13 protein-coding genes are annotated in these 13650 nt (G+C 74.0%); 8 read left to right on the forward strand and 5 right to left on the reverse strand.

Annotation, left to right across the window (positions count from 1 at the left end; all coding sequences use genetic code 11):
* Nucleotides 1-4: 4 nt before the first annotated feature.
* The 5 genes from ACWGIS_RS19130 to ACWGIS_RS19150 all read left to right on the forward strand — a co-directional run bounded on the left by ACWGIS_RS19130 (nucleotide 5) and on the right by ACWGIS_RS19150 (nucleotide 4441).
* On the forward strand, nucleotides 5-1228 hold the full coding sequence (locus ACWGIS_RS19130; protein ID WP_453363606.1) for an NAD(P)/FAD-dependent oxidoreductase: 1224 nt from the start codon (nucleotides 5-7) through the stop codon (nucleotides 1226-1228).
* A gap of 88 nt (nucleotides 1229-1316) precedes the next feature.
* Nucleotides 1317-1688 carry an Rv2175c family DNA-binding protein gene (locus tag ACWGIS_RS19135; protein WP_355791340.1) on the forward strand — a complete coding sequence of 124 codons (372 nt, stop codon included), beginning with the start codon at nucleotides 1317-1319 and terminating at the stop codon, nucleotides 1686-1688.
* An 88-nt stretch (nucleotides 1689-1776) separates the two neighbouring features.
* Nucleotides 1777-2466 carry a thiamine phosphate synthase gene (gene thiE, locus ACWGIS_RS19140; protein WP_453363607.1) on the forward strand — a complete coding sequence of 230 codons (690 nt, stop codon included), beginning with the start codon at nucleotides 1777-1779 and terminating at the stop codon, nucleotides 2464-2466.
* 95 nt (nucleotides 2467-2561) lie between these two features.
* Nucleotides 2562-3518: a methylenetetrahydrofolate reductase [NAD(P)H] gene (gene metF, locus ACWGIS_RS19145; protein WP_453363608.1), complete on the forward strand. Its 957-nt coding sequence runs from the start codon at nucleotides 2562-2564 to the stop codon at nucleotides 3516-3518.
* Nucleotides 3519-3541: 23 nt separating this feature from the next.
* Nucleotides 3542-4441: an SCO2102 family sporulation regulator gene (locus ACWGIS_RS19150; protein WP_453363609.1), complete on the forward strand. Its 900-nt coding sequence runs from the start codon at nucleotides 3542-3544 to the stop codon at nucleotides 4439-4441.
* 70 nt (nucleotides 4442-4511) lie between these two features.
* Here the strand turns inward: ACWGIS_RS19150 and ACWGIS_RS19155 are convergent, their stop codons facing one another.
* From ACWGIS_RS19155 to ACWGIS_RS19175, 5 genes are all read right to left on the reverse strand, one after another.
* Nucleotides 4512-6017 carry a phytoene desaturase family protein gene (locus ACWGIS_RS19155; protein WP_453363610.1) on the reverse strand — a complete coding sequence of 502 codons (1506 nt, stop codon included), beginning with the start codon at nucleotides 6015-6017 and terminating at the stop codon, nucleotides 4512-4514.
* A gap of 45 nt (nucleotides 6018-6062) precedes the next feature.
* On the reverse strand, nucleotides 6063-6677 hold the full coding sequence (locus tag ACWGIS_RS19160; protein ID WP_453363611.1) for a DUF4126 domain-containing protein: 615 nt from the start codon (nucleotides 6675-6677) through the stop codon (nucleotides 6063-6065).
* Nucleotides 6678-7055: 378 nt separating this feature from the next.
* Entirely contained in the window at nucleotides 7056-7685 is a 630-nt protein-coding gene (locus tag ACWGIS_RS19165) for a TetR/AcrR family transcriptional regulator (protein ID WP_453363612.1), read from the reverse strand.
* A gap of 23 nt (nucleotides 7686-7708) precedes the next feature.
* The gene (locus ACWGIS_RS19170) at nucleotides 7709-9793 is read right to left on the reverse strand and encodes a YhgE/Pip family protein (RefSeq protein ID WP_453363613.1); all 2085 of its coding nucleotides are present in this window, start codon (nucleotides 9791-9793) and stop codon (nucleotides 7709-7711) included.
* Nucleotides 9765-10667: an ATP-binding cassette domain-containing protein gene (locus ACWGIS_RS19175; RefSeq protein WP_453363614.1), complete on the reverse strand. Its 903-nt coding sequence runs from the start codon at nucleotides 10665-10667 to the stop codon at nucleotides 9765-9767. Before ACWGIS_RS19175 ends, ACWGIS_RS19170 begins: the two co-directional genes overlap by 29 nt.
* 187 nt (nucleotides 10668-10854) lie before the next feature.
* Here ACWGIS_RS19175 and ACWGIS_RS19180 point away from each other — a divergent pair, with 187 nt between their 5' ends.
* The 3 genes from ACWGIS_RS19180 (at nucleotide 10855) to ACWGIS_RS19190 (ending at nucleotide 13077) form a co-directional block, all read left to right on the forward strand.
* Nucleotides 10855-11394: an SAV_6107 family HEPN domain-containing protein gene (locus ACWGIS_RS19180; protein ID WP_453363615.1), complete on the forward strand. Its 540-nt coding sequence runs from the start codon at nucleotides 10855-10857 to the stop codon at nucleotides 11392-11394.
* Between the two features lie 244 nt (nucleotides 11395-11638).
* Nucleotides 11639-12409, forward strand: a complete 771-nt coding sequence (locus ACWGIS_RS19185) for a methyltransferase (RefSeq protein ID WP_453363616.1) — start codon at nucleotides 11639-11641, stop codon at nucleotides 12407-12409.
* Nucleotides 12410-12684: 275 nt separating this feature from the next.
* Nucleotides 12685-13077, forward strand: coding sequence for a DUF3040 domain-containing protein (locus ACWGIS_RS19190; protein WP_356170186.1), 393 nt, complete (start codon nucleotides 12685-12687; stop codon nucleotides 13075-13077).
* Nucleotides 13078-13650 lie beyond the last annotated feature (573 nt).

Genomic DNA, 13650 nt, shown 5'->3' on the forward strand with positions numbered 1-13650 from the left:
TCACGTGAGCGAGCAGACGCAGTCCGGGGACACGGCACGGCGGGTCGTCGTCGTGGGCGCGGGCATGGCCGGGGTGCAGACCGCGGTCGCCCTGCGGGAACAGGGCTTCACCGGCACGGTGACCCTGATCGGCGGGGAGCCGCACCAGCCCTACGACCGTCCGCCGCTGTCCAAGGCCGTGCTGCTCGGCAAGGCCGAGGGCTCCGCCTTCGACGTCGACTTCGAGGCGCTCGGCATCGGGCTGCGGCTCGGCTGCGAGGTGCTCGGCGTACGCCCCGCGGAGCACGAACTGGACACCGCCGACGGGCCCGTGCCGTACGACGTCCTGGTGATCGCGACCGGGGCGGAACCGATTCGGCTGCCGGGCACCGAAGGCATCCCCGGAGTCCATCTGCTGCGCACCCTGGACGACGCCGAGCGGCTGCGCCCGGTGCTCGCCGAGCAGCACGACATCGTGGTCGTCGGAGCGGGCTGGATCGGCGCCGAGTTCGCGACCGCGGCCCGCGAGGCCGGATGCGCGGTGACCGTCGTCGAGGCCGCCGACCGGCCGCTCGCCGGTGCGCTGCCTCCCGAGGTGGCCGCCCCCATGGCCGCCTGGTACGCCGACAGCGGGGCCGCGCTGCGCACCCACGCGCGCGTGGAGCGCGTCGAGCCCGGCGCGGTCGTCCTCGACGACGGTTCGCGGGTGCCCGCGGGCGCGGTCGTCGTCGGCATCGGGGCCCGCCCCGCGACCGGCTGGCTCACCGGCTCCGGTATCGAACTCGGCGCCCAGGGCGAGATCGTGGCCGACGCCCACCTGCGCACCTCCGCGCCCGACGTCTACGCGGTCGGCGACTGCGCCTCCTTCCCGTCGGGCCGCTACGAGGGGCGCCTGCTGGTCCACCACTGGGACAACGCGCTCCAGGGGCCGCGCACCGTGGCGGCGAACATCATCGGCGAGGCCCCCGCGGCGTACGACCCGGTGCCCTACTTCTGGTCCGAGCAGTTCGGCCGCTTCGTCCAGTACATCGGCCACCACGCCGGCGCCGACAGGACCCTGTGGCGCGGCGACCCCTCGGGCGCCGCCTGGACGGTCTGCTGGCTCCGCGAGGGCCGCCTGGTCGCCCTGCTCGCCGTGGGCCGGCCCCGGGACCTGGCCCAGGGACGCAAGCTGATCGAGGCCGGTACGCCGATGGACGCGGACGCGCTGACGGACCCGTCGAAGCCGCTGAAGACGGCGGCGGCGTAGGCCGTCCCGCGGTCCGCGCGCGCTCGCTCCTCCCCAGGTCGGACGGGCCCGGCTTCCGACTGTCGGTCCCAGATGGCAGGCTTGTCCCGTGACCGAGATTGACGCAAAGATCGATGCTCTCGTCCCCGCCTGGCTCACCCTCCCCGACATCGCCGAACTGCTCGGCGTCGAGGTGACCCGCGTCCGGCAGCTGGTCAAGGACGGCCAGCTCATCGCCGTACGCCGTGGTGAGAACCGCGCGCTGCACGTCCCCGCCGCCTTCATCGACGGGGCCGAGCAGAAGGTCGTCAAGGGCCTGTCCGGCACCTTGACGCTCCTGCGGGACGACGGCTTCACCGACGAAGAGATGCTCGAGTGGCTCTTCACCCCCGACTCGACCCTGCCCGGCACCCCCGCGCAGGCTCTGAGCGAGAATCGCGGCACGGAGGTGAAGCGCCGCGCCCAGGCGCTCGCCGTCTGATCCGACCACCTTCCGGTGTACGGACCACGGCCCGCCGGCCCGCCCGGCCGCCGTGGTCCGTACACCACCGACCACGGGGGACCCAGCCATGCCCGAGACCGGTGCCGCCGCCCGCGCCCAGCTCGCCGACGCCCGCCTCTACCTGTGCACGGACGCCCGCAGGCGCCAGGGCGACCTCCCGGAGTTCCTCGACGCGGTCCTGGCCGGCGGTGTCGACCTCGTGCAGCTGCGGGACAAGAGCCTGGAGGCGGCGGAGGAGCTCGAGTACCTGGAGCTGTTCGCCGAGAAGTGCCGCCGCCACGGCGCGCTGCTCTCGGTGAACGACCGGGCGGACGTGGCCCACGCGAGCCGCGCGCGGCATCCGGCCGGCGCCGCGATCCTGCACCTGGGCCAGGGCGACCTGCCGGTCCCCGCGGCCCGCGCGATCCTCGGCGACGACATCCTGATCGGCCGCTCCACGCACGCGGAGTCCGAGGCCGAGGCCGCCGCCGTCCAGCAGGGCGTCGACTACTTCTGCACGGGCCCCTGCTGGCCCACCCCCACCAAGCCCGGCCGCCACGCCCCCGGCCTCGATCTGGTCCGGCACACGGCGTCGCTCGGCACCGGCCGCCCCTGGTTCGCCATCGGCGGCATCGACCTGGGCAATCTCGACCAGGTCCTGGAGGCGGGCGCCCGCCGGGTCGTGGTCGTCCGGGCGATCACGGAGGCCGACGACCCGGGAGCGGCGGCGGGCGAGTTCGCCAAGCGGCTGCGCGGGGTGTGGGACGGCGGAGGGTGACGCTGAGTGTCCGAAGGGTGGACAAGAAGTCGACAAATCGGACAAATATCATCGGTTCGGTTGGGGTGGCGGCATCCCCTGGCTAACCTGCGAACATGGCCCTCGGATCTGCTTCCACCAGGACTGACCGCGCACGTACCGTGCGCGACATGCTCGCGACCGGCAAGAAGACGTACTCGTTCGAGTTCTCCGCGCCGAAGACCCCCAAGGGCGAGCGGAACCTGTGGAACGCCCTGCGCCGGGTCGAGGCCGTCGCACCCGACTTCGTCTCCGTGACCTACGGCGCGGGCGGCTCCACGCGCGCGGGCACGGTCCGGGAGACCCAGCAGATCGTCGCCGACACCACGCTCACCCCGGTCGCCCACCTGACCGCGGTGAACCACTCCGTCGCCGAACTGCGCAACATCATCGGTCAGTACGCGGACGCCGGGATCCGCAACATGCTCGCGGTCCGCGGCGACCCGCCCGGCGACCCCATGGGCGACTGGGTGCCGCACCCCAAGGGCCTGACCTACGCGGCCGACCTGGTGCGGCTGATCAAGGAGTCCGGTGACTTCTGCGTCGGCGTCGCTGCCTTCCCCGAAATGCACCCGCGGTCCGCGGAATGGGACCTGGACGTCGCCCACTTCGTCGACAAGTGCCGCGCCGGCGCGGACTACGCGATCACCCAGATGTTCTTCCGGCCGGAGTCGTACCTGCGGCTGCGCGACCGCGTCTCCGCGGCCGGCTGCGGCACGCCGGTGATCCCCGAGGTGATGCCGGTCACCAGCGTGCGGATGCTGGAACGGTTGCCGCAGCTCAGCAACGCCTCCATCCCGGCCGAGCTGAAAGAGCGGATCCTCACAGCCAAAGACGATCCGGCGGCTGTACGCTCCATTGGCATCGAGTTCGCCACCGAGTTCTGCGCGCGACTGCTGGCCGAGGGAGTTCCCGGTCTGCACTTCATCACGCTCAACAACTCCACGGCGACACTGGAGATCTACGAGAACCTGGGCCTGCACCACCCACAGCGGGCCTGGACCGACCGCGCCGGTGTGCGACACACTGCGTAGCGGTTACTGGGAGAGGGGCGTACATGGGCTGGACGGTCCTCTACATCGCGTTCGGGATGGTCGCGCTGTGGCTGCTGGGTGAGGTGCTGCTGCAGTACAAGGCGCGGCTGCGCTGGCGGCTGCTCGCCTTCGGCGGCTTCCTCTGCGTCGTGCTCGGCGTGCTGATCCCCTCCGTGGTGGTCATCGGCCTGGGCGCCGCCGCCTTCGCGGTCGGCCAGACGTACGTGACGCTCTCCTTCCGCCGCGGCTTCTCCACGGGCTGGGCGATCGGCGGCCGTCCCGGCGCCAGCAAGCGGCGCCGCGGGGAGCCGGACCGCGAGGACCTGGCGCCGGAGGACTCCGGCCAGGAGCCGGCCGCCCGTCCGTCCTACGCGCCGGACGACGACTACGACCCGGACGACGTCTTCACCCCGGCGCAGCCCGCCTCCGCCGCCCCGGCCGCCGAGGCCACCGCCGTGTACGAGCCGCAGCCGCTGCCCGACGACACCGGCTCCTACGGCGTCTACGACGAGAACGCCTACGCGGCCCAGCAGTCCTACGGCAGTGCCGACCAGTCCCAGAACCAGCAGGCGTACGCCTACGACGGCTACACGGGATACGACCAGCAGCAGTACGGCTACGACACCGGGCAGCAGCAGTACGCCGCCTACTCCGACCCGTACATCGGCACGCAGACCTACGGCAGCGCCTCGTACGACACCACCTACGGCGGCCAGCAGCAGTACGGCCAGCAGGGCTACGACCAGTCGCAGTACGGCGGCGGCCAGCCCGGCGAGACCCCGCCCGGCGGTGTCTGGGTGCCCCAGCAGCGCAACGCCGATGACCCCTACGGCGGCGAACTCCCGCCGGAGCAGCCGTATCCCTACCAGGGCGACGGCAACGGGCACGGCAACACCGGCTACGACGAGCAGTACCGGTACTGACCCCGGCGGCGGCGCCGTGGGGCCCGCCCCGTCCGGCCCGGACCGGACCCCGCCCGCGGGACCCGCGCGGTCACTGCGAGCCCCGGAAGTCCGGCCCCTCCACGACGAGACCCGCCACCAGCGCGCCCGACATGCCCGCGTGCGGCAGCCCGCCGCCCGGATGCGCCCAGCCGCCCACGGCGAACAGGCCCGGCAGACCCGTGCCGTTCGACGGGTGCAGCAGCCGCCCGTCCGCCGCCGCGAGCGACGGGGGCGGCACCGCGCCGCCGGCCGCGCCCGTCGCCGCGGCGATGTCCGCGGGCGTCCGCGCCTCGTGCCACAGGAGACGGTCACGCAGCCCCGGCACGGCCCGCTCCGCGACGTCGAGCAGCCGCTCCACGTCCCGCCCGGACACCTCCAGGCCCGGCGGGACGGTGGTGGTCAGCGTCACCGCCTCGTGGTCCGCGTCCGGCGCCGACGCCGGGTCGCCGGGACGCAGCACCGTCACCGTCGGCGCGGCGGCGAGCCCCGGGTCCTCACCGAACAGGCGGCTCAACTCGGCGTCGCGGTCCGGCGCGTGCACCACGGTGCGGTGCGCCGCTCCCTCCGGACGTCCGCCCCGCAACGCCAGCAGCACGGTCAGCCGGCTCGCCCCGCCCTCCTGCGGCGGGACGGCGCCGGCCCCGCCCCGCACCGCCGTCCCGGACGCGAGGGCGTCCAGGACACCGGGCGCGACGCCGGCCACCACGAAGTCGGCCTCGGCGACCGTCCCCGCCGCGGCCCCCGCGAGCTCCACCCCCGCGGCCCGCCCGTCCTTCTCCACGATCCGCACGACGTCGGCACCGAAGACGAACTCCACCTTGCGGGCCAGGCACCGCTCGTACACCGCCCGGGCCAGCTCCCGCAGACCGCCGCGCACGTACCAGGTGCCGAAGGCGTGCTCCATGTACGGCAGCACGGCCGCGCTCGCCGGCGCGGTGCGGGGGTCGAGCCCGTACGCGAGGGCGTGGCTCTCCAGCAGCGCCACGAGGCGCGGGTCCCGCAGCTCCCAGGCGCCGACCTCGGCGAGCGTGGCGGCCCGCCGGGTGCGCAGCAGCCGCTTGTGGGGCACCGACGGATAGGGCTCACGCTCGGCGAGCACCGGCCAGTTCGGCCACAGGGGCTCCTCCAGGAGGGGCCGGCGCGTGCGGTCCCAGGCCTCGCGCGCCCGCACCAGGAAGTCTCCCCAGCGCGCTCCCGCGCCCGATCCGCACGCCTCGTCCAGGGCGGACACGACGCCCGCGCGGGAGGCGTTCGGCAGCGCGACCTCGGTGCCGTCCGCGAACAGGTGCCGCGAGGAGGGGTCCACCTGGACCAGCTCGACGCAGCGCTCCAGCGGCTCCCTGCCCGTCTTGACGAACAGGTCGCGGTAGACCGCGGGCAGCGTCAGCAGCCCGGGGCCCAGGTCGAAGGAGAACCCGTCGCGCTCCAGCCGGCGCACCGCCCCGCCGTACGTCCGCGTGCGCTCGTACACCACCACCCGGTGGCCCGCGACGGCCAGCCGGGCAGCGGCCGCCATCGCGCCCATCCCGGCGCCGATCACCGCAATCCGTGCCATGCCAGGGACTTTATCGGCCACCGCCGACAGCCCGGCGCGCGCCCGTCAGTCGGCCGCGCGCCCGGCCCGTGCGGCGAGCAGCCGCTCCTCCCGGCGCTGGGCCCTGCGGCGCAGGAACCGCCGGATGCGCGAGACCAGGAACCACAGCATCAGCAGCCCGGACAGCAGCAGCGCGCCCGCGACGACTGCCGCGGCCCGCGGATGGAACATCGCGAAGGTGAGGATCCCGGCGACCCCGAGGTCCTCGGCCGTGCTCACGACGATATTGCTGAACGGCTCGGGCGAGCTGTTGATCGCCATCCGGGTGCCGGCCTTGACCGCGTGGCTGGCCAGCGCGGTCGAACCCCCGAGGGCGCCCGCCGCGAGATCCGGGAGCGAACCGCTCTGCCCGGCGAGCAGGGCCCCGACCACCGCCCCCGACACGGGCCGGATGACGGTGTGCACCGAGTCCCACACCGTGTCGACGTACGGGATCTTGTCGGCGACCGCCTCGCACAGGAAGAGGACTCCGGCGGTGATCAGGACCTCGGGGCGCTGGAGGGACTCCGGCACCTCGTCGGTCAGGCCGGTCGCGCCGAAGACGCCGAGGAGCAGCACCACCGCGTAGGCGTTGATGCCGCTGGCCCAGCCGCTCGTGAACACCAGGGGGAGTACGGACACGGACGCGATCGTAGCCATCCGGCGCCGCCGCGTCGTGGGTCCGGGTGCCCAGGGCTGAGTACCGGTACCCAGGGGGCGGGATGAGTAGCCGGACGGATGGGCCCGGCCTCTGGGGAGGACAGAGTGGAGGCACGGAAAGGGGCGCCGCTCCGGCACCGCCGACACGGGGCGGCGGAACGGCGGGGCGCCCTCGACCGCTCCTTCCGCCGGTCTCTCGGCGGGAGCGAGGCACGGGGGACCCGGCGGGCGACCGCACGGGACCCGACGGGGGTACGGGGGGTACGGGGGGACGGGGAAGACAGGGAGCGCCGGTCCGAGCCGGTCCGCGGGGGGACGCGGCCGCGGCGGACCGGCGCTTCCTCGTGTCCGCTCCCGAGGTCAGCGGCTGCCGCTCACGCGCCCCTGGAGGAGCAGGGAGAGCGCCGCGTGGACGTCGTCCAGGGAGCGCTCCGGCTGGAACGCCTGCCAGTCCAGGGCGGCCACCAGGACCATGCCGACCAGCGCCGCCGCCGTCAGCGGGATGTCCAGCTCCCCGCTGAGCTCGCCGTTGGCCACGCCGTCGCGCAGGACGTCCTCGACGACCGCGACCGCCTGCTGCCTGACCACCATCAGGGTGGACTGCCAGGCCCGGTTGGTCCGCCACAGCTCCGCCACGTACAGCTGCGTGAACGCCGGGTAGCGGTCGATGAAGACGAGCCCCGCGCGGATCATCGCGTCCAGCGCGTCGACCTTGCTGCCGCCCTCGCGCGCGGCCTTCTCGGAGGCCTCGCGGAGGGAGGCGGTCAGGAGCCCGACACCGTGCCGCAGCAGCTCCTCGAAGAGGACGGACTTGCTCGCGAAGTTGTAGTAGACCGTGCCCTTCGCGACTCCGGCACGTTCGGCGATCTCGTCCACGGTCGTGGCGGAGAAGCCCTGTTCGGCGATGAGGGTGACGGCCGCCTCGTAGAGCTTCTGCCGGGTCGCCTCGCGTCGGCTGCTCCCGGCCCCCGTGGCACTGGTGCTTTCCATGGCGTCGATTGTCACAGGCACGGTCACAGGGTCAGCTCCGGGTGCAGCCGGTCGAGGGTCCACACCTGCCTGCGGCGGGCGGAGACGGCGGTGAGGGCGAGGGCGCCCGCGGTGAAGGCGACGAGGACGGCGCACGCCTGCCAGACGGGGCCGAGGCCGCCGCCGGTGATGAGTCTGCGCAGGGCGTCGACGACGTGGCTCATCGGCAGGAAGGGGTGGATCGCGTTGAAGAAGCCGGGACTCGTCTGCACGGGGTACGTGCCGCCCGCCGAGGTCAGCTGGAGCATCAGCAGGGCGAGGACGAGGACGCGGCCCGCGGCGCCGAAGCGGGCGTTCAGCCACTGGACGATCGCCGCGAAACAGGCGCTGACCAGGAACAGGAAGCCCACCGTCCCGGCGGCTCTGACCATGTCCAGGCCGATCAGCCAGTGCAGCACCGACATCAGGGCGGCGGTCTGGAGGACGCCCAGGGCGGCGACCGGCAGCCAGCCCGCCACCGCGATCCGCCAGGCCGGGGCGCCCGCGGCGAGCGCGCGCCGGTTGAGCGGCGGGATCAGCATGTAGGCGACCATCGCGCCCACCCACAGGGACAGCGGGATGAAGTACGGCGCGAACCCGGTGCCGTAGTTGGGCGCCTTGTGCAGGTCCCGCGAGGCGAGCTGCACCGGGTCGGACATGACCTGGGTGCGCCGGTCGCGGTCGTCCTCGTCGTAGTCCGGGATCTTCCCCGCCCCGTCGTGGAGGCCGCCGGCGAGCTTCCCTGAGCCGTCGACCAGCTTGTACATGCCTCCGTTGAGATCGACCGCGCCCGTCCGGAGCGTGCCGAGGCCCTTGTCGAGGTCGCTCGCGCCGGTCTTCGCCGTGCCGAGTCCGGTGTGCAGCCTCTTGGCTCCCGCCGCGACCTTCCCGGCCCCGCTGTTCAGCTCGTTGATCTTGCTGACGGCGTTGTCGAGGTCCTCGGAGAGGTGCGGTGAGCGGTCGGCGAGGTGCTCGGCCTGCTTCTGGAGGGTGGCCAGGTTCTTGTCGAGCTCGTCGAGGTCGCCGTCCTGCCCGGTCACGAGGGCGTTCACGTCGTCGGCGACCTTCGCCACGTCCGCGGCGGCCTGCGCGGCCTTCTTCAGGTCCGGGCACGCGGTGTCGGGCAGCGGCGCGGTCTCGCAGCGGGCCTTGTGGACGCGGTCGAGGGCGTCGGCGGCCGTGTGGGCGCTCCTGGCGGCGGTCGGTGCCGTCTTGACCAGGGTGTCGAGGTTGTGGCGGATGGCGGACGCCGAGTCGGCGACCAGCCGTGCCGTGTCCCCGATCGTTTTCTCGTTGTCCCTCAGGAAGGGCCGCACGGTGTCGGCGACGCCGTTGACCTTGTCGGCGAGTGCCCGGGTGCCGTCCGCGACCCGCTTCGACCCGTCCTCCAGGTCGCCCGCCCCCTTGTCGAGCTTCTTCAGGCCGCCGGCGAGCTTCCCGCTGCCCGCCTTCGCGTCCTTGAGCCCGTCGGCGAGGTCCTTGGAGCCCTTCTTCGCCTTGCCGATCCCGCCCTTGAGCTTGTCGGCGCCCTCGGCGGCCCGCACGGTCTCGCCGTGGATGTCGGAGAAGGAGATGAAGATCCGGTCCAGGAAGGACCGCGAGGCCTTCGTGGACGCCGCCGTGCGTACCTCGCTGAACACCGTCCGCGAGATCTGCCCGACGATGTAGTTGTTCGCGTCGTTCGTACGCACCTGGAGCGCGCCCGTCTCGGGGGAGTCCCCGGAGCTGGACGCGATCCGCCGGCTGAAGTCCTCCGGCATGGTGAGCGACAGGTAGTACGTGCCGTCCTCGACGCCTCTGCGGGCCTCGGCCGCGCTCACCTCGTGCCACTCGAAGGTGTCGCTCTCGCGCAGCCCCTTGGCGATGTCGTCGCCGGCGGCGATCTTCCGCCCGGCGGCGCTCGCCCCCCGGTCGTCGTTCACGAGGGCCACGGGAATGCGGTCCAGCCGCCCGTACGGGTCCCAGAACGAGTACAGGTACAGGGCGCCGTAGAGCAGGGGCAGGAGCAGCAGGGCGGCCAGCGCCGCGCGCGGCAGCCTGCCCCTGCCGAACCGCCTGAGCTCAAGCGCGGCCAGTCTCGGCGAGCGCATCCGCTGTCTCCTTGTCGTCGTCGTCCCCGTGGGTCCCGTGGGTCCCGTCGGCTCCGTCGTCGTCGGCCTCGTCGGCCTCGTCCCCGTCCGCGGTCCCGACGTCCCGCGCGTCCCCGGGGCGGGCGTCGTCCGGTGCGTCCGGGTCCGTCTCGCCGGGTGCGGGGCGGGTGGACACCACGACGGCGTCCTCCGGGGCCCGGCTGCACACCGCGAGGACGGTCGGGCCGGAGTCGGCCAGCGACCTCAACAGCGCCCAGACCTCGGCGCGTTCGGCATCGGAGAGCTTCAGGTCGGTGTCGTCCACGGCCAGCAGCCGCGGTTCGTCGACGAGGGCCAGGGCGAGGGACAGCCGCAGCGCCTCCAGCCGTTCCAGGTCGCGTACGGCGGTCCGCGCTCCCTTGGGCAGCGTCGTCAGGTCGAGCCCGACGGCGGCCAGCGCCAGGTCGACGCGCCCCCTCGCCTCGGCCAGCCGCTCGGCCCGCGGACGCAGCAGCGCGCGCAGGCCGTCGCGGAGCGGACCGGTGAACCGGCGCCGGAGCAGCGCCCTTTCGAGGAGGTGCTCCCCGACGGTCAGGGCCGGCTCCAGGTCGGTGACGCCGGGGACATGGGCGAGGGCGCTGATCGCGCGCACCGCCGCCATCTGCCGGGGCAGGTGGAAAGGGCCGACCGCGGCCCGCCCCTCGCTCGGCTTCATCCGGCCGGTGAGCGCGAGCAGCAGACACGTCCGGCCGGAGCCGGACGGTCCCTCCACCGCGATCAGGGCGCCGGGCCCGGCGTCGACGTCCACGCCGTCGAACACCCGGCCGCGCGGCCCGTCGAGCCCGAACCCCGTCGCGCTCACGGCGACCCCGGCGGCTTCCTCCGGCTCGCCCATGTCCCCCCTCGTTCCCCTCCAGGCGGGTCCCGGTCGAGGCCCACTTTTAAACTGACTGGTCAGTGCAAAAACTATCTCGAACGGTCGAGCGAAGCAAAGGCCCAGGTCAGATCGGATTGTCAGTGCCATACCGCACGATGGGCACATACGGCCACAGTGCCGTCACACAGACGACAGGAGGTTCGTCATGGCCAGCTCTTCCGCAGCCGCCGCCCACCGGCGCCGCGCCGGCGGCCCTGCCCCCTCACTGACCGGCCCGGCGAGCGACGTGCACCCCGTGCTCCGCCGGACGACGGCCCCGCCCGCCGCCCTCGACCTGCTCGCCCAGGCGCGGGCGGGACTGGAGGAGGCGACCACCCTCGAAACCCCCAACGAGCGCTACGCCACCGCGCATCTGGCCGCCCTGCGCACCGCTGCCGCCGTGCTCGCCGCGCGGGGACGCCCGGAGACCACCCCCCGACGCAGGGCCCGCATCCGGAGTGCCTGGGAAGTGCTCCCCGAGATAGCGCCCGAGCTGGCCGAGTGGGGCGCGCTGTTCGCCTCCGGAGCCGGCCGCCGCGCCCGCGCCGAAGCGGGCATACGCGGCGCGGCAAGCCCCCGCGACGCCGACGACCTCATCCGGGACGTGGCCGTGTTCCTGCGCCTCGTCGAGCGGATGCTGGTGCTCCAGCCGGTCCTGCCGCAGCCACGGCACGACGCGGACCACGAGGTCCCGGACGCGGGTTGACGGCCCGCCACCGGAGCGCGCCGGGACGCGGCGGGGCCCCGCCCGCGCCGCGCACCGGCGCCGCTTCCGGCCCGCCCGGGGCGTCCCGGGCGGGCCGCGATCCGCCGATGATCCACCGCGTGAGACGGGGGGCCGGGCACGGCGGCGGAGGCAATAGGGTGGGAGGCGCACGCAGCCTCCCAGCGGGAGGCGTCCCGATCGCTCCGCCGGCAGCAGGCGGTGCCGCGCCGAGGAGTCAACTGCCGTGTCGGACCCGATGCGCCCCCGCGCTTCTCTCCGTACCGCCGTGGTCTGGGAGGTCCTCCAGGACGCCCTCGACCGCCGCGTGAAAGCCGCGGGGCGGGAATCGCTCGACGTCCTCGACACCGGCGGGGGCAGCGGCAACTTCGCGGTGCCCGTGGCCCGCCTCGGCCACCGCGTCACCGTCGTCGACCCCAGCCCGAACGCGCTGTTCGCCCTGGAGCGCCGCGCCGCCGAGGCGGGCGTCGCCGACCGGGTGAAGGGTGTCCAGGGCGACGCCCACGGCCTCTTCGACGTCGTCGAGCGCGGCGGCTACGACGCGGTGCTCTGCCACGGCGTCCTGGAGTACGTCGACGACCCCGCCGACGGCGTGCGCAACGTGGTGGACGCGCTGCGCCCCGAGGGCGTCCTCAGCCTGCTCGCCGCCGGGCTTGGCGGAGCGGTGCTCGCGCGCGCCCTCGCCGGGCACTTCAAGGAGGCCCGGCACGCGCTCGACGACCCGGACGGACGCTGGGGCGAGGGTGACCCCGTACCGCACCGCTTCACCGCCGCCCAGCTCACCGGACTGGTCGAGGGGGCGGGCCTGCGGGTGGGCGCCGTGCACGGCGTACGGGTCTTCGCCGACCTCGTTCCGGGCGTCCTCGTGGACACCGAGCCGGGCGCCCTGGAGGCCCTGCTGAAGCTGGAGGCCGCGGCGGCCGAGCTGGACGCCTTCCACTCCGTGGCCACGCAGCTCCATGTGCTGGGTGAGCACCGGGGTGCCGACGGGGCGTGAGCCGCCTGCCGTGACGCGCCGCTGATCAGGGGCGGGGCGGCAGATGGAGTACGCCACAGGCCCTCCGATCGGACGCTCTGCGCCGTATGATCGAGGGAGACCACCCGGCATGACGGGTCGGCCGCTGGGGAATGCACGCTTCAGCGAGCCGGACCGCCGTGGCGGGTTCCGGTTGGCCAATTGGCGTAGAGGGGCGGGTTTCACGGGGGCGATTCCCTGCCTATCCTGAAGGGGACCCCCAGTCGCCCCGGCGACTGCACGATGAGGAGGACTCCGTGCCGCTCTCGGAGCACGAGCAGCGAATGCTCGAGCAGATGGAGCGAGCGCTGTACGCCGAAGATCCCAAGTTCGCGACAGCGCTTGAGGGAAGCGGGCTGCGTACGTACACCCGGCGACGGGTCTACCAGGCGGTCGCGGGCTTTCTGGTGGGTATCGCGCTCCTCATGGCCGGAATGGTCGCACAGCAGATCTGGATCAGCGTGGTGGGATTCCTCGTCATGCTGGGCTGCGCCGTGCTCGCCGTCACCGGTTGGCGCAAGGCCCCCAAACCGGGTGAGCAGCCGGCTGCGGGTGCGCCGGGTGCCCGCCGTCAGCCGCGGCAGCGCCGCTCCATGATGGACCGCATCGAACAACGCTGGCAGCGCCGCCGGGACGAACAGGGCCACTAGGGCCTGCTCGTCCGGACCACGGTCGGCGCCACGGCCACGGACATGGCGTGAGGGGTGTTCTGCCCACCGGGGCGGGACACCCCTCACGCATGCCCGCATCCGGCCGGCGCCCCGGCCTGCGCGGGAGCTTGACGCACGGGACCGGGCGCCCCCGGCTGGGCGAACCCTGGCGGTCGGCGCCGCGCCTTGCCGACGCCCGCATTCGCGCCGTGCCTGTGCCCGGTACTCGTCCGTGCGTGGGCCCGGTACCCGTCCGGGCCTGTGCGCGGTACCCGTCGGGGCCTGCGCCTGGTACCGGTCCGGGCCTGCGCCCCACCTACTCTCGGCCGGCCGCTGGCGAGGTCCCTGCCGGTGCGCTCCAGGCCGCGTCCGGTACCCGCTCCGGGGCGGTGTCCGGCCCTCAGCCGCGGGCTGCGGCGGTGTGAGGGGCCGGAAAAGCGGTGCGGGAGGTGGTGCGTGCTGTGGCGCCGCCTGCGAGCGTCCACCGCTCGGCGCCGTGCCCGGCTCAGTTCCGGCCCTGCCGAGTCCGAGTCCCTGTCCGGTGCTGGCGCCCCCGAGTCCGGGTGCGTGCCG

This window comes from Streptomyces sp. NPDC054842 (assembly GCF_053611025.1).